General features: G+C 62.4%; 20 protein-coding genes. All 20 read right to left on the reverse strand.

All coding sequences use genetic code 11. From position 1 onward, the window contains the following. Nucleotides 1–2: 2 nt before the first annotated feature. Complete coding sequence (locus QNO11_RS08070) at nt 3–1,226, reverse strand: hypothetical protein (RefSeq protein WP_257509593.1); 1,224 nt, start codon at nt 1,224–1,226, stop codon at nt 3–5. Nucleotides 1,227–1,230: 4 nt separating this feature from the next. Beyond that, nucleotides 1,231–1,737: a hypothetical protein gene (locus QNO11_RS08075; protein ID WP_257509592.1), complete on the reverse strand. Its 507-nt coding sequence runs from the start codon at nt 1,735–1,737 to the stop codon at nt 1,231–1,233. A gap of 4 nt (nt 1,738–1,741) precedes the next feature. Further along, the gene (locus QNO11_RS08080) at nt 1,742–2,161 is read right to left on the reverse strand and encodes a hypothetical protein (RefSeq protein WP_257509591.1); all 420 of its coding nucleotides are present in this window, start codon (nt 2,159–2,161) and stop codon (nt 1,742–1,744) included. Between the two features lie 2 nt (nt 2,162–2,163). Further along, a complete protein-coding gene (locus tag QNO11_RS08085; protein ID WP_257509590.1) occupies nt 2,164–2,556 on the reverse strand; it encodes a hypothetical protein in 393 nt (130 codons plus the stop codon). Next, a complete protein-coding gene (locus tag QNO11_RS08090) occupies nt 2,553–2,903 on the reverse strand; it encodes a hypothetical protein (RefSeq protein ID WP_257509589.1) in 351 nt (116 codons plus the stop codon). Before QNO11_RS08090 ends, QNO11_RS08085 begins: the two co-directional genes overlap by 4 nt. An 18-nt stretch (nt 2,904–2,921) precedes the next feature. Beyond that, entirely contained in the window at nt 2,922–4,538 is a 1,617-nt protein-coding gene (locus QNO11_RS08095; RefSeq protein WP_257509588.1) for a phage major capsid protein, read from the reverse strand. Continuing rightward, nucleotides 4,535–5,668 (reverse strand): phage portal protein, encoded by a 1,134-nt coding sequence (locus QNO11_RS08100; RefSeq protein ID WP_257509587.1) that lies wholly within the window; start codon nt 5,666–5,668, stop codon nt 4,535–4,537. Before QNO11_RS08100 ends, QNO11_RS08095 begins: the two co-directional genes overlap by 4 nt. 75 nt (nt 5,669–5,743) lie before the next feature. After that, on the reverse strand, nt 5,744–7,060 hold the full coding sequence (locus QNO11_RS08105) for a hypothetical protein (protein WP_257509586.1): 1,317 nt from the start codon (nt 7,058–7,060) through the stop codon (nt 5,744–5,746). Between the two features lie 335 nt (nt 7,061–7,395). Beyond that, on the reverse strand, nt 7,396–7,671 hold the full coding sequence (locus tag QNO11_RS08110) for a hypothetical protein (protein ID WP_257509585.1): 276 nt from the start codon (nt 7,669–7,671) through the stop codon (nt 7,396–7,398). Beyond that, complete coding sequence (locus QNO11_RS08115) at nt 7,664–7,861, reverse strand: hypothetical protein (protein ID WP_257509584.1); 198 nt, start codon at nt 7,859–7,861, stop codon at nt 7,664–7,666. The genes QNO11_RS08110 and QNO11_RS08115 overlap by 8 nt, the downstream gene beginning before the upstream one ends. Nucleotides 7,862–9,505: 1,644 nt before the next feature. Further along, a complete protein-coding gene (locus QNO11_RS08120; RefSeq protein WP_257509582.1) occupies nt 9,506–9,757 on the reverse strand; it encodes a hypothetical protein in 252 nt (83 codons plus the stop codon). After that, nucleotides 9,754–10,425 (reverse strand): hypothetical protein, encoded by a 672-nt coding sequence (locus tag QNO11_RS08125; RefSeq protein ID WP_257509581.1) that lies wholly within the window; start codon nt 10,423–10,425, stop codon nt 9,754–9,756. The genes QNO11_RS08120 and QNO11_RS08125 overlap by 4 nt, the downstream gene beginning before the upstream one ends. A gap of 390 nt (nt 10,426–10,815) precedes the next feature. Next, on the reverse strand, nt 10,816–12,984 hold the full coding sequence (locus tag QNO11_RS08130; protein ID WP_257509580.1) for a DNA-processing protein DprA: 2,169 nt from the start codon (nt 12,982–12,984) through the stop codon (nt 10,816–10,818). Continuing rightward, nucleotides 12,981–14,513 carry a YifB family Mg chelatase-like AAA ATPase gene (locus QNO11_RS08135; protein ID WP_257509579.1) on the reverse strand — a complete coding sequence of 511 codons (1,533 nt, stop codon included), beginning with the start codon at nt 14,511–14,513 and terminating at the stop codon, nt 12,981–12,983. The genes QNO11_RS08130 and QNO11_RS08135 overlap by 4 nt, the downstream gene beginning before the upstream one ends. Beyond that, nucleotides 14,510–14,872, reverse strand: a complete 363-nt coding sequence (locus QNO11_RS08140; protein ID WP_257509578.1) for a YraN family protein — start codon at nt 14,870–14,872, stop codon at nt 14,510–14,512. Before QNO11_RS08140 ends, QNO11_RS08135 begins: the two co-directional genes overlap by 4 nt. A 108-nt stretch (nt 14,873–14,980) precedes the next feature. Further along, complete coding sequence (locus QNO11_RS08145) at nt 14,981–15,304, reverse strand: DUF2469 family protein (RefSeq protein ID WP_257493299.1); 324 nt, start codon at nt 15,302–15,304, stop codon at nt 14,981–14,983. 22 nt (nt 15,305–15,326) lie between these two features. Next, nucleotides 15,327–15,986: a ribonuclease HII gene (gene rnhB / locus QNO11_RS08150; protein ID WP_257509577.1), complete on the reverse strand. Its 660-nt coding sequence runs from the start codon at nt 15,984–15,986 to the stop codon at nt 15,327–15,329. A 4-nt stretch (nt 15,987–15,990) separates the two neighbouring features. Beyond that, nucleotides 15,991–16,734, reverse strand: a complete 744-nt coding sequence (gene lepB, locus QNO11_RS08155) for a signal peptidase I (RefSeq protein WP_257509576.1) — start codon at nt 16,732–16,734, stop codon at nt 15,991–15,993. A gap of 157 nt (nt 16,735–16,891) precedes the next feature. Further along, the gene (gene rplS, locus QNO11_RS08160; protein WP_257509945.1) at nt 16,892–17,239 is read right to left on the reverse strand and encodes a 50S ribosomal protein L19; all 348 of its coding nucleotides are present in this window, start codon (nt 17,237–17,239) and stop codon (nt 16,892–16,894) included. A gap of 158 nt (nt 17,240–17,397) precedes the next feature. Continuing rightward, a complete protein-coding gene (locus tag QNO11_RS08165) occupies nt 17,398–17,892 on the reverse strand; it encodes an MFS transporter permease (protein ID WP_257509575.1) in 495 nt (164 codons plus the stop codon). Between the last annotated feature and the right edge of the window lie 92 nt (nt 17,893–17,984).

Here is a 17,984-nt window from a genome sequence, read left to right on the forward strand (position 1 = left end):
GATCAATCCCACGTGGTTCCACCGGAGCCGCCGCGCCCTACTGCGGTGCGTACGTTTCCGATCTTGTCGCCAGGCTTCCAGTTCTTCCAAGCCCGGTCATCTACTTCCACCTTGACCTTTGCGTAGGTGGTCTTCTGGGCGACGCCATCCAGGTCGCCCTTGAATTCGTCTACGCGCTGGTGTGCCTCTCCTGTCTCAGCGGAGATGACAACCTCAGTGCCGTCCGACAGAGTGAGGAGCTTGTTGCCCACGGCGTCTACTTCTTCTTCAAACACGCCAGCATCCCGGACGGCATCCATGAGGAAGTCATGAGTGACCTGTGCGGCAACCTTGGTCTTGGCGGACTGCTCTTCAGTCGCGGTGGTGATGTTCTGCCAGCGCTCTTCCGACTGCTTCAGAAGTTCATGCTGGGTACGGAGTTCACCAGAGCCGTTGATGCCCTTCTCATTGATGTCATCCTGTAGAGCGTTAATGCGCCCCATGACTTCCTTCTGGGCGTCCAGGTCTCCGGCGTTTGCACGGATAACGGTGGACTCATCCACGGCTAGGAGCTTGGCCTCAGCGCGAACCTTCTTGTACTCGTCGGCGCGCTCGGGGTTGAACATGAGGTCATTTGCTTCAGAGATGAGCTGGCTGACAGAGAGGTAATCCCTACCCTCTTCAGCGGCCTCCTGGTACGCACTAGATAGGCGCTCCTTGAGCTTGTCCGCCTCCTCCTGCTGCTTCTGAAGTTCGGCGGTGACCACACCAATACCGGCTGCGGCAACCAGACCAGCGGCAGCACCGGCAGGACCAAAGCCAGCAAACGCGTTGGCAGTGACTTCCTGGAAGGCATCTCCAATGTCCTCAGCCGAACCACTGAAGGAGGCTGCTGCTTCACGGGCTGTCGAGTTCGCCTCTGACTTGAACTCCTGTACGCCGTCACCGGCCTTCTTGAAGCCCTGGTCCAGGCCGTCGCCTACATCGTCACCAGCGCGCTTGGCGTCACGGACCATATCGCGGAAGGAATCTTCCATCTTGTCCGCTGCGGCGTCAGCATCCTTGGCCACATCCTTGAAGGAATCCCCCATCTCCTCAGCGGCGTCTTCCACCTTGGAGCCGGAGCGGGCGGCATCGCTGGCCAGATCATCCAGCGAGTCAGCCACTTCATCGAATGCTGCGGAGAGGTCCTTGACCTGTGCCTGTGCTGCACGCGTGTTTGCTGCGATGTCGATCTGTAGAGCCATGGACTTACTCCTTTCCCTCTAGTGCTTCTGCGATTGTTCGAACCGTTGTCTGGACCCAGAGCCTGGCCATGCGGGGAACCATCTCCCTGGCGCTTAGCCAGAACGGACCCTCACGGCGAGGAGCCTTGAACTGGGTACCTACGGTGCGGGTGACCTTGTGCGTCTTGCCCTTTGGAGAACGCCTGTCATAGGTGGCCTTCTTGGACTTCATGCCGAACTCAACAGGCGGGTAGTGCGTCTTAGGGTTGAGCCCTCCGGAGAGAGGCCTACCCTTCTGAGCGGACTGGATTCTGACGTTCTGATTGCTCACCGAAACAACGGCGGTGTCCACCAGAACGCGCTGCTCAAGGCGGGTGTTGGCCCGCTCAGCCAGAGCCTTCTTCCACTCCGGCTGGGCTACACGCTTGGTCTGGTCACGAACGTTCTTCTGGATGTTCTTGTCCACCGAACGCAGGGCAAGGATTGTCGCCATGAGTTGAGGACTCTTCATCACGTCCAGACGAACGCCCATGGGGTTACTCCGCTGCGACGGCAGGCTTACCCGAAACGCCTAGGGTCACCGTTGCTGTGGCTACACCGTCGATGGATCCACCGATGGAACCAGCCGTGATGAGGACCGTTGCCGTGACCGTAGGAGACGTGCCAGTGGCAGCTTTCTTCGGCTTGAACTTCATGATTACGGACTTGCCCTCGTTGGCCAGGAGGTAGGCAGAGAGGCTGTTGACTGTGGCCCAGTCCTGCGCGTAGCTCAGGGTTACGGTCCACTCGCTGGTGGTGCTGAAGGCATACACGCTTGTAGGCGTCATGCCCTTCCAACGGACGACGGTGGAAGCAGGATCGAACTGGACCTGAGAGACGGATGCCTCGTAGTTGTCGGTGCCCACTGTGAGGGTGACATCGTTAAGAATGATCGGCTGAACGGCGATTGCGGCCATGATTACTCCTCCTCAGGAGCGGTTACCGGTGACCCGGCGATGATGGTTAGGGGGATGTCCACGGCGAGGTTGGCGTTGTAGCCGACTACGGATGCAGTGCCGTGGATGAAGCGGGGACCCAGGTAGTCGAGTGCTGCGAGGGTGACTTCTTCTAGCTGGTCTCCGGCCTCGTCCAGATCGAGAAGTGGCGAGATGAGAGTTAGAACCAGTTCGACGCGGCGGGAGACCTGAGGGGCTGATGGTTCGCGCTGAATGGAAGTCATGCGGATGAGTACGGTTGGCTGCTCGATCACGTCAAGGCCACGCTCTGTGGCAATCACGCGGAAGTCAGCAAGTTCTGGAATCTCGGCCCAGTCCTCTTGAAGTAGGGCCTCTAGCTCCTTGCGTACGGTCATGCGATGGCCCCCAATCCGCGCTCAGGCCGGAGAAGCTGCTTGACCTGCCAGTCGAGAGGGAAAGCTGTGATGCCGTAGCTGGAGCCATCCATCTCCCCACCGCCTGGAGAGGCCTTCACCGAGTTCCAGATGTTCCTGGCCTGCATGACTTCTGCGAGCTTCCAGGTAGCTGGAACTGGTTCCTCATCAAAGGAACCACCGTCGATGACATTGGGGTCCTCCACGAGTGAGGGGGCGTAGGCAAGGCAGGCGGAATGAGCCGACTCCAGATAAAGAGTCAGCACAGGGTCACTGGCAGGAGCATCACGCCAGATGGCGCGTGCTTCCGTGAGAGTGTTCCAAGCCATTACCTACGCCCCGATCACTTAGGCCGTGGTGACGGAAGCGATACCGCTGGCGTCGTTGATGAGGAAGGCCAGGTAGCCGTACAGAGCGGGGTCAATACCACCCTTGGCTACGTCCAGACCCTCCACGCGGATAGGCGAACCAGGAAGCTCGTAGACCGTTGCGGCCTCACGGCTACCGACGATGACGCGCTTGGCAGCTAGAGAGGCGTGAGGAACGATCTTGAAGCCTGCGAGGTCTCCCTCTTCCAGGCCGACACCAGCGGACAGGAACTCAAGAACCTTGTCCTTAGGAGTCAGAAGAAGGCTGCGGTAGATGGCGCTGGATACCAGAGCGAAGGTAGGCGTGAGGCCTGCGTTCACAACGGACAGAGCACCGTCAACCAGGGCTGCGGTTCCGGCGTCTACGCCAGAAGGCACAGTGCCTGGAGCAACAACCGTGGCACCAGCAATCAGCTTGCCGTAGACCTTGTTGTCAGCCTGCTTGGCGTAGGACTCGGCCATCGTGCGGAAGTAGGAAGCCCACCACTCTTCGTTTCCGAAGTCGCGTAGAGCGCGGTCGATGTCGTGTCCACCGGCGATGCGCTCAGCGATGGTCTCAACAGGCGAGACGGTTACGTCGTTGGAAGGGATCTCCGTCTTGTTTCCGGCCCAGTCACCAACAGCAGGAGCGGTGCCCCACTTCCAGCCAGAGACCTTCAGCGAAGTCAGGTTCTCGTGGCGGAGAAGAGGAATTACACGCTGGGTGTACGCCTTCTGCGCGTAGACCTCCCCGATGAACTGAGCGGTACCGATGGTGCCAGCGATACCGGTGGCAGCGGTGATACCCGCACCGGAGTTGGCCGCACGGTCGCCTGCGGTGATGTCCTTCAGGGCGAACAGGCTTCCCTGTGCGGCCTCAAAGCCACGAAGGCTGGAGGCGTCTCCGTTGGTGTGGGCCTTGGCAAGGTCAGCGAACAGAGCCGAAGCACTGTGGTCAACCTTGTTTGCCTCAGGGGTTGCTACCCCGTCTGGCACTAGTGAATCCGTCATGGCGAATTCCTCTCTTGTGTTGTCCTCATCCGGGGTGGAATCGGGGGTTTCGACTGACTCCACGGATGTGGTCTCAGTGGTCGTTGTGCCGTCTTCATCGACGGTTCGTGTGGTGTCCTCTACGCGCTTCCAGGTCACGCCGCTCTCGTCGGTGAACACGTCTTCGTGGTGCTCCTCCGTCTGAGCCACTTCAAAGAGGGCAGCGGAAGCGAAGGCACCTTCAGAGACGAATGCGGCACCAGTGAGGACTGCCGACACGGCAAAGGCCCCATTGCGCACGAGGTCACGCACTTCTGCGGACAGGCGGGTGAGACGGCCTGACTCGATCCCAGCTAGAAGGTCGTCACCCTCTTCTGTGTCGGCTACCGAGAACTCAGCGACTAGGCCCCCATCTGTGTCCTGAATGGACTCAAAGCGGGCGGCAGGCATGAAGCGGTCATGGCCGATGTTGGCGTTCAGCGCCTTTGGATCACGAGGAAGCTTGACCGTTCCCTTGGCGAAGGAGACTGGCTCAGCACCGGAGACAGATAGGCGGGATGCCTCTCCGTAGGGCAGGAGCATTCCCTTGACTGTGCGGTCCTTGACGTTGGCGAATAGGGCACTCATGATGAGGCCTCCTGAATGTCGGGTGTCTCGGTCGCCGGCTCGGGGTTACCCAGGGCTGGACCGTGTGACTGGTTGGGAGTGACCGTGAGGTTGGAGCGGTCAAAGCGCACGAACTGTCCATGCGGTGTTACGTCGTCCATAGACAGACGCGCCTCAATGGGGGCCAGCCAGAACTCCAGCCACTCCACGAGTTCCTGACGTTCGCCCTCTCGCGTGACGTAGGTGAGGGAGGCTGAGTTGGCAGAGCCGTCCAGGAGGGAGGCGGGGAGATTCAAGAAATTGGCGATGTCCAGACGGATCTGGTTACGCCCGTTCTCGAAGAGGTCTGCGTTGACCTCTCCATAGGTCTCCATGTTCAAAGTGGCGGGGAGGAAGCCAACGGCACCGTTCACAGAGGTACGGGCCTGGCTCCAGGCGTCTACGTATTCCTGTGCTTCCTGCGGAGTGATGCGCGTTCCACCAGAACCGGATGCCACCTCGTGGAGGACGGTCATAGGCAGTGGGTTCTGAACGCGGCCAACCCATGCCTTCTCCATGGCGCGTGCTCCACGGATGGTGTCGGCAGCGGTCTGTAGTAGCCCCTCACTGGGACCGGCAAAGAGGATGACGCTGGAGCGGTCAGTGACCGGCTGGTTGTTGACCCGGATCCCAAGAGGGGTGTTGCTGTCGAAAGCCCACTGGTGAGGAGCTACGCGGCGGGCATCCAGGATCGTGCCAGCCTCAGAGCGCTGGACAGCCCAGAGAGACCATCCGTAGAAGAGGAGGTCATCCAGGGTCAACAGCATCCGGTGGTAGGGGCTGACAACCGTCTTGCTGCTGGTCAGCCAGGAGGGCTGGCGGTTGGCTGCTACGAATTCGCCTTCTACCCAGTTGCCCGAAATGAGCGGGAGGTCTGCGAGCTTGCCCGTGATGATGGCGCGGCCACGGAAGACAGGAGCAACTGTCATTGCTACTTCACGTGTGACTACATCCGTGCCGCCCGTGAAGATGTCGCTGTACGCGATGTGAGCCAGTGAGGACTGATCAGACCAAGGAGCGACCAGCGCATTGCCGATGGGTGCACCGGTAGCGACAGCGAGCGGCAGAGCGCCACCTGTCGTCCCAAAGAAGAAATCTGAAATGCGTCCCATAGTCCCTGGTGAGCATGGTTAGAAATGCTCACTATGACTATCGAACAAAGTCCAAAGTGATCGATGGCCTGCTATTTATGCCGCCATGATTGGGCGAATTGCTACATGAGGAGGGTTCTCGTCGTAGAACCTCAGGGCCAGTGCCCAGGCCTCCAGAGCGGAGATATCTGCGTCAGGATCCTTGGGGGGTCTACCCAATGCCCAACTGGCTCCAGCGCTCCGGCGAACAGCGATCTTGGCGGCGTCGCTCATCGCTGGCTGGGAGTAGTGAACGGCGTTCCCGGTGTTCACGCTCTTGGTCACGAGGGCTGCTGCGGTGGTGACGTTGGGGAAGTTCTGAGGTGCCAGCCATGGCGTTGGCTGCATATGTTGCATCGCCTCCACCTCTACCCGCATAGGCGAGGAAGCAGAGTCGTAGACGATGGGGAGGTTGTGAGTGATGCTCAGCTTGGCCCCGGCGTCAGCAAGCCAGGTGGTGCCCTTGCGGTGGTCCAGCACGTAGCCGTGTGCCTTGCCATCCTCGTCGCGCCAGGCAGCTACCAAGGAAGAGAAGCCCTGTGTGAAGGAGCACGCGGCACCAATGGCGAAGTGGTCTGGAATCTCAGGCGTTCCACTGGCGGCGCTCTCCAGCCAGCGCTGCTGGTTCAGGACTCCTGCACCCTCACCAATCTTGCCGAAGACGGACAGGTATTCCCTTGCGAACTTCTCCACGCCCAGAGCGTCGTAGTTGCTCTTGATGGTCTCCAGTGTCGTGAGGTTCCCGATGCCGGGGTGAGCGGCCAGGATCAGCGCCTCTACGGTCTCCCAACTGTCGAAGAGGTCAGGTGCGGTGTCATCGGGAACGCCGTACTCGACAATCCCGGCCTTGCCTTCCCGGCCATCCTCCAGCCAGTCCCAGAGGAGGTTCCCCTTGCGGAACTCACCCGCTGTACCGGCCACCACAATCTGTGCGCCAGGTCTGGTGTCCATGGTCGGCAGAGCGGCGGCTATGACTTCCTGTGCCTTCTCAACGTCGGCAGCTTGCGCCTCATCGAGAATCACCAGGTCGAACGCTTCACCTCGTAGGTCATCGATCGATGAGAGCCAGGAGACCATGCCCCCGGATCCCCGGAACTCCACCCGCTCAGATCCGGCAGACTTCACCAGCTTGAACGGCCACAGCCTCTTGTCCTCACCGAAGGACGCCCCGATCCTCTCCAGTGCTGGGACGACATCCTTCAGGAAGCGGGATCTACCCGCCTTACCTGTGGTGAGGGTGAGGATGGCTACGCGGTAGTCCTCCCGGTGGTACGCACGGCCCAGCGCCTCACAGTTCAAGGTGGTGGTCTTGGAGGACCGGCGAGGGAGGAGGAGGGCATTTCTCGGGTGACCGGCAGCAAGCATCTGTGCCACCACCACTTGCTGCGGCTGAACCTCGTGTCCTGGACGTACCCACTCCCCGCGCAAGCGCATAAGGGTTGCACCCGTAGCGAACTCGACTCGACTCGTTTCAGTCGGTACAAGCTCGCTCACATTGAGTGGAGCTAGGGCCTGCTGAGCAAGCTCTGTCCACTCAATTTCTAGAAATGGGTTTACGTCCATGGGTTACTTCAAATCGGGATAGAAAAATCGCTGGGTAGCCGAAGGCGGGTCATGGTGATGTGCTCAAAAGAACTGGTGGTTGAGAGCTACGCCGATGATCCCAATGAGGTAGAGCCCCACCAGAGCCGCGTACCAACGTGGGATTGTCATGGGGTCTCTTGTTCTTCACCTTCTTCGTACTTGGCTGGTTCGTAGAAGGTCAGCTCCACGTCGCCAGGACGAAGCACACTGATGAAGCGCGGCAGCTCGGTCACGTAGATGAGAAGTTCCCCATCTACGTCGGGCTCCTCCAGAGGGATCTGGTCCTCATTCATCTGTCTTGTCCTCTTGTTCTCTAGGTGCAGTGCAACCAGTGCGCTGAACCAACGTGGAGTCTCTGCCTCTAGCTCTGCCAGGTATGCCTGGCCCTCTGCTTCATTCATCTCCAAGCACCTCCTCGTACTCCGCTATCTCCTGCTGCTTTGCTGCTAGCTCCTGAGTGATGGCATCTACTCGGGACTGTGCAACCTGTAGCTCGCTCTCTGCCCACGGGAGACGTTCGGTTAGTGCCTGTGCATCTAGTACTGCTAGGTCTCTTGCCTGCTCTACTGCTCTAAGTACTGCGTCGTTCATGACTGCTCCTTCGTGGTCATGGTCAAGCTCTCTACTTCTGGACCGGAGAGCATCTTGGTGTAGGTGATATAGCGGGGACCCTTGTCGTCGGCCCATAGACGTACGCTCCCTTGAGTCACTGTCTCTGAGGTGAGGTCCACACCTAGGGCGACAAGCACCTCTCTTGCTAGGTAGTCGGGGAGTTCACTCTCTGTTATCTGGCCGCGCACTTCGTCGTTCATTTCTTGTTTTCACTTCCTTCCGGTGAACCAGTCGCTATCTGGCGCTGGCAGGTTCTGGTCTTGCTTGGTCTGCCTGATCTGCTTGGCCCGTCCTTCTCGGCCTCCTGCTCTGCGGTTGCACTTGCGGTGTGCTGGCCCGACCATCTGGAGCGTGAGGGGCTGGAGTGGGTCTAGGTGATGAGAGCGGATGTGGCTTACGTCGAACTGCTCACCTGGGTAGACGACGCCTGTACATCCCTCCCACGAGAAGGGGTTGACGCATGGGGCTGGTAGGGAGGCTTGGATAGCTGGCCGTGCCATGCGCGTGAAGGAGGCCCACTTGGCGCTGCGGTGGAACTTAGTCATGACTGCCCCCTGTTGCGGCGGTTGGCTAGCTTCACTGCTGCGCGGGCGACATCGAGCATGTAGCCGCTATCGGCTAGGAAGGCTGCTCTGGCTTCCTCAATGAGGGTCACCCTCTTCCGATGGCCTGGCTTGCCACAGGATCTGGTCTTGCCTGCTGTGATGTTGGACGCTCTAGCCGTAAGTGATTGCCCACATTCACAGGCGGCATGCCATCGAGCTAGCCAATAGCGTCTGCCTGTCCTGGCGTCGTCGTACCTGTGGCGGGGTGCTTCACCTGTGATGGTGAGGGATCCGAACCTCTGGCCCACGGGAGCGGGAATTCTTGGTCTGCCTGTCATCGGAGGTCGTCCATTTCATTCCGATGGAATCGGCACATCGGTTCGTAGTGATCGACGTGTCGGCAGAGGGGCCTGTTGGCCTGGTAGACGTTCTTCTTGTCGTAGTACTCATCCCGGCATCCACCCAGGTAGACCCAGTGCTGAGCGGGTCGAGCACACTTGACGCAGATCTGATCCTTGGAACGTCCTCGTGTCTTCAAGAGGCTGAGTTGAACGGCATGGTAGGTCGGATGTGGGACATGCTTGACGCCGCGCCCGTGGTTGTTGCATGAGGTTGTGCGACCAGCTCGGATGTTTGTGGCGAGGGCCACTGTCTCTCGGCCACAGTCGCAAGTGGCGGTCCAGGTGCTATCACGGTGCGGCTTCATAACCCCACGCCGCATACGCGTTGCTACGTGGTCTGGTCCATAACCAGTAATGGTGAGCATTCCGTACCTCTTACCTACTGGTGCGCTAATTCGTCTATAGGGCATCTGGTCCTCCTCACTTGTTACTAACTATCGATCAAAGTGAAGATGCCTCCATGTTTTTGGGCATGACAAAGGCCCCCACCTTTTCAATGAGGGCCTAGGTCTAATTTCTTGTTTTTAGTTAGCTGCTGCTTCTATTCACTCTTGTTTCATCTCAGTTCCCCAAAATCTTGTTCAGTGCTTCTAGCGCTAGCTCAGCCTCGTGAAGGCTTTGTTCGTGGTGTGTGAGGAGAGTATCCAGTACTGCCCCCAGGAGGTCCCCAGGGCTCATCACAGGCCCTCTGAAGGGTAGTCCAGGAGCGAACTAAACTGGGCCATACTCTCTTGTGATTCCCGGTCCCGTACTGCCTGACTGAGAAGCAGAAGCATCTTGTTTCTTCCCTTGGCTTCTTCCCTATTCATGGCATCCCAGGCTGCATGTGGAACCCCTAGTCTTTTCTCCATCCCCTTACCCAGCTTCAACTGACCCGGAGTAATAGGTTCAACATTCTTCTTATTCATCTCTTCAGATCCCTCACTCATAGTCCCTCCAAGATCCACTCAGGAAGAGAAGCCGAAGAAGCGATGACAAGATCAGCTTCACTTCTTTCATCCCTTATCTCTTCATCTCTCTCCTCGTCGCGACCCGAAGGGGAGAGCGACGAAGGAGAGGGCGAAGGAGCGTAAGCGACAGAGCCATTACTGAAGTTACTAACGTTACTTATATTCCTATTGTCTTCTCCAGTGTCATTACCTGGTTCTCCAGTGTCATTACCTGGTTCTCCAGTGTCATTACCTGGTTCTCCAGTGTCATTACCCCAAGCCCCGTTATCTCTCTTGTCCAGGGTCTGGGAGACAGACTTGCTCCTACGGAATCTGAACTCCTCGGAGGGCTTTCCGCCGTTCTTGCTCTGGGATAGGCCTGTTACCTCAAGCGCACCAACCTTCTTGAGGAGGTCGATGACCTTGACGATGGTGTAGTGATGCGCACCGCTCACCTTGCGGAGTCCGTGGAGGGTCACGCTCACACCGGTACCCCTCTCATAGTTCCCGTACATCGAGAGGGCCATTCCTACGGCGACGAATGACGTTCGGGATACCTTGGCATTCCTAAGCGCCACATCTGGGAAGTGGAGTAGGAACCATCTGAAGTCAGCATGCTTCAGTTCCTGAGGGTCAGCAGGGGTGTTCTGGGTAGGCTTCTTGGCCATGATTACCTTCTAGTGTCTTAAGTTTGCTTCTCTGTCGGAGAGAAGGTGTGGGTCAACCGGCGCGGACACTTAGAAGGAATAAACGCTAACCGGTTGACCCACCATAAGGTGCGAGATTCCGACATCCGCACCTGTTACTATCGCTCGAACGCGTCCAGACATTCCCAAAGTGGTCAAATCTGACACAAGTCAAGGGATAGCCCTAGTTGTTTTACACATTTAGAGAGAGCACTTAGGGAAAAGAAAGAACCCCCTAGTCAGGAAAGAATCACCAAAACCTGACTAGGGGGCTGTAGATCGTCCTAGGAGAACCAGTTACCTGGAACGATCTGTGTACAACTTTGAGGAGAGGTACATCTAAGTATAACAAGATACCGGGTATGCAATTCCTCAAACCCCAGCTTTCTTCGGGGTGATCAGAACTCTTTCAGGTCCACGTCCAGGCATCACTGAGACATCCAGCATGCCCTTGATGAGGTCGCGCTTGGCATCGATGGACAGGCCAGCCAGACGGAGCCTCACAGCCCCTCCAGCGGCCTCTGGAGCCATCTGGAGGAGGTGTGTGCCCTCAGGGGTCACCGCTACCTCATGGACGATTCCAGCGAGGATCTGAGCGGATACGGACTGACTCAGGATCTGCTGCTTCTGAGCCTCCAAAGCCTTCACCTGGGTGTTGATCTGCTTCAGTGCTGGAGCAATGTCAGCCTGGGTTACACCAAGGTCAGGGTCCATCGTCATGGCCAGTTGCTCAGCCTTCTGGAGCGCGAGCTTGGAGAGCTTCAGGTTGACCTCTCCAAGGTTGCCTGCCGGGGTGTCAGTGAGGGTGAAGTTGGGATCCGTGAAGGTGTCCACCAGGGCATCCATGATCTTGCCCTCTAGGTAGCTCTTCTTGATCGTGGGGTGTCCCAGGTCAGCCAGGCAGAGGTAGCTGTTGCGGTACACCAGAGCTTTGCCACAGACGCCACACTTGGCGATGCCGGAGGCGAAGTGCTTCACCGGAGGCCCGATGCGGGCACCACGGGCGTTCTCGGCCAGCCTCACCTGAGCCTTCTCAAAGACATCTTCTGAGACCAGCCGCTCAACACTGGCTGCTGCTGGGTATCTCACTCCCCCACGCACCACGTACCCGGCATAGCCAGGGTTGCTCAGGGTCTCCCGTACCCGGCGCGGTGTCCAACCCATTTCCTTGGCCAGGGTCAGCACACCAGCACCGGCTACGTACTGGTCAAAGAGGGCCTGTACCTGGGGTGCCTCCTCCGGGTGCGCCACGGTGTTCACGATGCGTCCAGAGGGCCTGTGAGCCCCTAGGAAGCCGTAGCGGCGCTTGCCTGACACTGGGAGGCCTTGAGCCACGTTGGAGGCATTCTTGGCCGTCACGCGGGTACGGGTGTTCTCGCTCTCGGCGCGTGCCTGCTCACTGACCATCACAATGATCATGCGGTGCCCCGGGATGGAGGTATCCAGGCTGTCCTTCAAGAAGACAATCCGGCCTCCCACCTCCTCCAGCTTGTCGAGCACCAGGCCTACCTGACCCGCTCCACGGCGGGAGAGTCGGTCCAGCTTCCACACGGCCAGCACGGTTGCCTCACCCTTGGCGAGGGCATCTATGGCCTTGTCGAACTCAGGACGGCTCACTTTCTTGAAACCAGAAATGCCCCGGTCAATCCAGACCTTGCGCACGGCCAGCCCCTGAGAGACTGCCCATGCACGCAGGTCTGCTTCTTGACGTTCGATGCTGTCGGATCCATCACGGTCGATGGAGAGCCGGAGGTACAGGTCAACGTTCATGGGGTGATCATAAGCGATATTACGCGACAGGAACCGCCATTTGGTGGGCGCCGCCCCGCAGGGCACCTCGCTGATCACCGCGCCGGTGCGGGTGATCCGCCCCAGCAGGTCCTCATGCCCTGCCGGGTAGGGGCGGTCAACTCCGCCTGCCAGCAGCGCGTCGGTGAGTCCGCCGGCGTTGAGCGCCGCGCGATGGGCGGCACCGTCGATGCCGTATGCCGCCCCCGACACGATGCGGACCCCCGTCGCCGCAAGATCCGCCGACAACTCCATCGCGACGTGCTCGCCGTACGAGGTCGCGGCGCGGGCGCCGACGATCGCCACGGTCGGGACGGGGTGCTCCGGCAGTCGGCCGCGCACCCAGAGACACAGCGGACCGTGCGGTCCGAGATCGTCCACCCGGGTGGGCCACGTCGCGTCGCCCGGGACGATCAGCCGCACCCCGACGCGGCGGGCGGTGTCGAACCCCGCGGCGCTGGGGCCGGGTGCCAGGCGGGGTCGCCAGCGCTCCAGCGCCTCGCGCGCCCGGTCGCGGTCGATCGCCGCGGCCGCCGCGACGGCCGGCGCGTCGTCGGCGGCGACGAGGCGCAGGGCCGCGGCCGCGCCGACGGCGGCCACCAGCAGACCGGCGTCGCCGTCGCCGGGTTCGCAGATCCCCGACCACACCCCGCGGGCATGGCGGTCCGCCACCTGGTCGTTGTCGAGGTCCGCTTCGACCACCCCTCGCAGGGCCGTGCGAGCGGCATCGGGATCGTGCAGTGGTGGGTTCACAGCGGTGTCATCCCCTTCTTCAGGTACAGCGCGCGTCCGATGTCGTCGATGTCCAGCCGCGGACGTCCCGCGAGGTCGGCGTTGCTCCACGCCACCCGCAGCACCCGGTCGTACCCGCGCAGCGTGAGCGAGCCGCGATGCAGTGCCGCGTCCAGCGGGCGTCGCACGGCCGGCGGCGGCGCGAGGGGGCCCTGCCGCAGCCACGCGCCGGAGACCTCGGCGTTAGTGCGCCACGGCGTTCCCGCCAACCGGCGCGCCGCCCGCTCACGTGCCGCGTGCACCCGGGTTCGTGCCTGCGCCGTCGTGATCGGGCTGTCCGCAGGGGCCTGCGCATGTGCCACGGATACGCGCATGACCGCGAGCTCGATGTCGATGCGATCGCGGATGGGACCGGACAGGCGTCCCAGATACCGGCGGATGCCCGAGGGCGGGCACACGCAGTCACCGCCGGGCACCCCGTACGCGCCGCACGGGCACGGGTTGGTCGCCAGCACCAGCTGGAAGCGCGCCGGGAAGGTCGCGCTCGCCCCGGCCCGGTGGATCTGGATCGACCCGTTCTCCAGCGGCTCCCGCAGCGCATCCAGGGCGCCGGAGGCGAACTCCCCTGCCTCGTCGAGGAACAGCACTCCGCCACTGGCCCGGGCGATGGCACCGGGGCGGATCACCCGGCTGCCGCCGCCGACGAGCGCGGCGACACTCGCGGTGTGATGCGGCGCCTCGAACGGCGGGGTGCGCTCCAGGGCGACCACCCGGGCTCCGCCGAGCGACCGAATCGATGCGGCCTGCAGCGCTGCGGAATCGTCGAGCTCCGGCAGGATGCCGGGGAGGCGGCGCGCCAGCATCGTCTTTCCCGACCCGGGTGGTCCGCTCATGAGCACGTGATGTCCGCCGGATGCCGCCAGGACGATCGCCTCGACGGCGTCGCGCTGGCCGATCACCTCCGCCAGCTCCAGTCGCTCGACAGCCGGCTCGGGAGGGGCGTCGTCGGTGACCGGCGACAACTCGCGATGCTCGACGTCCAGACCGTGCCACCGCAGCACGTCGAGCAGACTCACCGCACCGAGCACCTCGACGCCGTCCACCAGTGCCGCCTCTGCCCGATTGGCGAAGGGCACCGCGACGCGGGTGATCCCGGCGCGCACGGCGGCCACCACCGCCGGCAGCACCCCCGGTACCGGACGCAGCCGCCCGTCCAGGCCGAGCTCGCCCAGGTGCACTGCGGAGCGGAGGGACGCCGGGTCGAGACGGTGCTCGGTCGCCAGCGCGGCGACGGCGATCGCGACGTCGAAGCCGGCGCCCTGTTTCGGCAGGCTCGCCGGCGACAGATTGACCGTGAGCCGCCGTCGCGGCAACTGCAGGCCGCTGTTCTCGCAGGCGTTGTGCACGCGTTGGTGCGCTTCGCCCAGCGCTTTGTCAGGCAGGCCGATGATCTTGAAGTCGGGGGTCTGCCGGGACAGGTCCGCCTCGACCTCGACCAGCGCACCCTCCAACCCGGTCAGCGCGACCGCCCACGTGCGTGCAACCGTCATCGCAGGTCCCGCAGGTGCTCCAGTGACGCCGTGGCAGGATCCTCCCCGGTGATCGCTATGACGTCCAGGCGCAGCCGGTGTCCCTGCATCAGGTCGGGGTGCGCGGCAAGCCACGCATAGGCCAATCGCCACAGCCGTCGGCGTTTGCGATCGTCCACCGCCTCCCACGGGTGCCCGAATGCATCGGTGCGCCGCGTCTTGACCTCCACGACGGCGATGACATCGGCGTGGGTGGCGACCAGATCGAGTTCACCCTGCGGGCAGCGCCAGTTGCGCGCGAGCACCCGCCAGCCGGCATCCTCCAGATAGCGTGCCGCGCGCGCTTCGCCGGCTCGTCCTCGTTCGTCCTTGGCTGCCATGCAGCGATCGTCGCGCGTGCGCGAGCGGGACGTCGGCGCGCATACGCCGGATCGGGGACCGGCGGCCGCTATTGCACCCTGGGGAGGAGGCTACGGGGCGGAAAACGCTCAGGAATCGAGCGAGAGCTCCTCGGGCAGGTGGAAGTCGCGTCGAGTGAGCTCCTCGACGTTGACGTCCTTGAACGTCAGCACGCGCACCGACTTGACGAACCGGTCGGCACGGTAGATGTCCCAGACCCACACGTCGGTCATCGAGATCTCGAAGTAGAAGTCGTGCTCGGTGTCACGACGTACGACGTTGACCTCGTTGGCGAGGTAGAACCGACGTTCGGTCTCGATCACGTAGGCGAACTGCGACACGACATCGCGGTACTCGCGATACAGCGCCAGCTCAAGTTCGCGGTCGTAGTCCTCGAAGCCCTCATCGTCCATGGTGAGACCATCCTATGGCCGCTCAGAAGAGCGTCGGTGCGTCGAGGATCGCCCACGACGCCCGGTGGTGCGTGCTGAGCCCGAGCGAGCGGATCGCGGCGCGGTGTTCCTCGCTGGCATAGCCCTTGTTGCGAGCCCACTGATAATCCGGCCAGTCGTCATGCAGATCGGTCATGAGGCCGTCGCGCGCCACCTTCGCGATGACGGATGCCGCCGCCGCGCTGGCGCAGTCGCGGTCGGCCTTCACGACGGGGCGCACCAGCAGCCCCGACCCGCCCGCAGGCGTGATGTAGTCGTGGTTGCCGTCCAGCAGCACGATCGCCTCTTCGGGCACGATGCCGTGACCGCGCAGCTGGTCGACGGCGCGCAGTGCCGCGATCCCGAGCGCCCGGATGATGCCGACCTGGTCGACTTCCGCGGAGCTTGCCCAGCCCACTGCCGACGCGCCGACCCACGCTGCGGCGCGATCGGCCACCTCCGCCCGCCGCGCGGCGGGGACGAGCTTGGAGTCGCGCAGGCCCTCGGGGACGCGACGACGGGCGCGTGCGGCATCCACTGCGACGGCGCCGACGGCCACGGGGCCTGCCAGGGCGCCGCGCCCCACCTCGTCGCACGCGATGACCATCGTGTGCTCGCGCAGCAGTCGACGCTCCAGCGTCAGGCGCGGCTCGACGACGGTCATGGTGTCACTCGGTTTCGGAGTCGGGCACACCGGCGAACACGTCGTGGTGGCCGTCGATGAGGCCCACGCGATCCAGCGGCCACGTGATGAGGAACGCTCGGCCGACGACGTTCTCGATGGGCACGAAACCCTTGTTCGGCTGATCCTGGTTGTAGCGCGAGTCGCGGGAGTGATCGCGGTTGTCGCCGAGCACCCACAGTGAACCTTCCGGCACCACGACGTCGAACTCGTACTCCTGCGGGGCGGCTTCACCGACCGCGAGGTTGAGATAGACGCTCTCGTCGATGGGGATGCCGTTGACGGTCAGCTGTCCGAGCGCGTTGCAGCAGACCACGTGGTCGCCCGGCAGACCGACGACGCGCTTGATGAGATGGTCCTTGCTGTCGGGCGCGGACAGTCCCACCAGCGACAGCGCCCAGTCGAAGGCCACGACCACCGCGGAACGCTCCGGCTCGACGGCGGGGGTGAGCCACCCGCCCGGGTCGCGGAAGACGACGATGTCGCCCCGGTCGAAGCCGCCGAAGCGCGGCGTGAGTTCGTCGACGAGGATGCGGTCCTCGATCTGCAGCGTCTGCTGCATCGACCCGGAGGGGATGTAGAACGAGCGCACCAGGAAGGTCTTGACGAGGAAGGACACCACCACCGCGATGAGCACGATGATGAGCACATCGCGCACGAACGGCCACCAGCCGTGCCGACGACGCGGCAGCCCCGGATCGTGCGGCGGGGCCGTCTGCTCAGCCGTCATCGACCATCCTTCTTCCGGCGCCTCTCGAAGCATGAGGCGACATGTTCAAGCGTCGCACATTCGGCATCCGGCCGCGGCATACGACGCGTGCGCAGCGACCGTGGAACGACGGATGCCCCGGGGGTCGACCCCGGGGCATCCGTCTGCAAAAGACGCGTCAGCGGTCGCGCTTCTCCTTGATCTTGGCCTTCTTGCCGCGAAGGTTACGCAGGTAGTAGAGCTTGGCGCGGCGCACGTCGCCGCGGGTGACGACCTCGATGTGGTCGATCACGGGGCTGTGCACCGGGAAGGTGCGCTCGACGCCGACCTGGAAGCTGATCTTGCGAACGGTGAAGGTCTCACGCACGCCGTCACCCGAGCGACCGAGGACGGTGCCCTGGAAGACCTGGATACGGGAGCGGTTGCCTTCGGTGATGTTGACGTGCACCTTGACGGTGTCGCCGGGACCGAAGACGGGGATGTCGGAGCGCAGGGATGCTGCGTCGACTGAATCGAGGATCTGCATGATCGTCACTTCCTGCAGCCGCCACAGGTCGACCGCGAGATAGAGGAATAAGAGAAGTGGTGCCCCGGAACCGTCTGCGCGGTCCGCTCCCCTGAGGCAGAGTCAATCAGGGCACGAAGCTCTATTCTGCCATGCGCACCGGTGCCCACCAAACCGCCTTACACCGTGGGTGGCAGCCGCTTCTCCTCGATGATGACCACATCGGCCACTTCGTCGGGCTCGCGCCGGGGCTCCGCGGCCGGAATGAAGGCCGTGCCGTTGCCGGCGCGCACCACGGTCAGTCGCGGACGCGCTTCGGTCCACAGCTGCCACAGCGAGAGCCAGAACACCCCGACCGCGAGGCCCGCGGCGCCCAGCGCCTGCGGGATCCACGCGGGTCCGAAGAACCCCAGCGCGATGATCGAGAGGTGCCAGAGGCCGAAGCCGAGCACGTCCCACCACGACACCGCGCCCTGCGCGCGCACCGTGCCTCTTGCTCGCACCAGCAGCATCAGCACCAGTTCGGCGATGAACACCGCCGGCACCGCGAGGAACAGCACCCACAGCAGCGCCCAGCCGCCGCCGTCGAAGATGACCCATCCGACGACCAACCACATCGGCAGCACGAACGCGGCCGGCAGGAGCCAGAGATAGAACGCGCGTCGCAGCCACATGGCTTCGATGCTACGCCTGCCGTGTCCCGGCGCACACCGGCATCCGTTCGCACCCGCACACCCCGGCATCAGGGAGAATGGATGCCGGACGA

The organism is Microbacterium sp. zg-B96, from assembly GCF_030246865.1.
Taxonomy (GTDB): Bacteria; Actinomycetota; Actinomycetes; order Actinomycetales; family Microbacteriaceae; genus Microbacterium.

Excerpts from the sequence above, each read along its gene's own strand:
- rplS (WP_257509945.1), bottom strand. The coding sequence starts at position 17,239 with ATGCAGATCCTCGATTCAGTCGACGCAGCATCCCTGCGCTCCGACATC.
- rnhB (WP_257509577.1), bottom strand. The coding sequence starts at position 15,986 with ATGACCGTCGTCGAGCCGCGCCTGACGCTGGAGCGTCGACTGCTGCGC.
- QNO11_RS08100 (WP_257509587.1), bottom strand. The coding sequence starts at position 5,668 with ATGGGACGCATTTCAGATTTCTTCTTTGGGACGACAGGTGGCGCTCTG.
- QNO11_RS08145 (WP_257493299.1), bottom strand. The coding sequence starts at position 15,304 with ATGGACGATGAGGGCTTCGAGGACTACGACCGCGAACTTGAGCTGGCG.
- QNO11_RS08070 (WP_257509593.1), bottom strand. The coding sequence starts at position 1,226 with ATGGCTCTACAGATCGACATCGCAGCAAACACGCGTGCAGCACAGGCA.
- QNO11_RS08120 (WP_257509582.1), bottom strand. The coding sequence starts at position 9,757 with ATGAGTGAGGGATCTGAAGAGATGAATAAGAAGAATGTTGAACCTATT.
- QNO11_RS08115 (WP_257509584.1), bottom strand. The coding sequence starts at position 7,861 with ATGAACGACGCAGTACTTAGAGCAGTAGAGCAGGCAAGAGACCTAGCA.
- QNO11_RS08075 (WP_257509592.1), bottom strand. The coding sequence starts at position 1,737 with ATGGGCGTTCGTCTGGACGTGATGAAGAGTCCTCAACTCATGGCGACA.
- QNO11_RS08095 (WP_257509588.1), bottom strand. The coding sequence starts at position 4,538 with ATGAGTGCCCTATTCGCCAACGTCAAGGACCGCACAGTCAAGGGAATG.
- lepB (WP_257509576.1), bottom strand. The coding sequence starts at position 16,734 with ATGACGGCTGAGCAGACGGCCCCGCCGCACGATCCGGGGCTGCCGCGT.
- QNO11_RS08090 (WP_257509589.1), bottom strand. The coding sequence starts at position 2,903 with ATGGCTTGGAACACTCTCACGGAAGCACGCGCCATCTGGCGTGATGCT.
- QNO11_RS08140 (WP_257509578.1), bottom strand. The coding sequence starts at position 14,872 with ATGGCAGCCAAGGACGAACGAGGACGAGCCGGCGAAGCGCGCGCGGCA.
- QNO11_RS08110 (WP_257509585.1), bottom strand. The coding sequence starts at position 7,671 with ATGAATGAAGCAGAGGGCCAGGCATACCTGGCAGAGCTAGAGGCAGAG.
- QNO11_RS08085 (WP_257509590.1), bottom strand. The coding sequence starts at position 2,556 with ATGACCGTACGCAAGGAGCTAGAGGCCCTACTTCAAGAGGACTGGGCC.
- QNO11_RS08125 (WP_257509581.1), bottom strand. The coding sequence starts at position 10,425 with ATGGCCAAGAAGCCTACCCAGAACACCCCTGCTGACCCTCAGGAACTG.
- QNO11_RS08080 (WP_257509591.1), bottom strand. The coding sequence starts at position 2,161 with ATGGCCGCAATCGCCGTTCAGCCGATCATTCTTAACGATGTCACCCTC.
- QNO11_RS08165 (WP_257509575.1), bottom strand. The coding sequence starts at position 17,892 with ATGTGGCTGCGACGCGCGTTCTATCTCTGGCTCCTGCCGGCCGCGTTC.
- QNO11_RS08135 (WP_257509579.1), bottom strand. The coding sequence starts at position 14,513 with ATGACGGTTGCACGCACGTGGGCGGTCGCGCTGACCGGGTTGGAGGGT.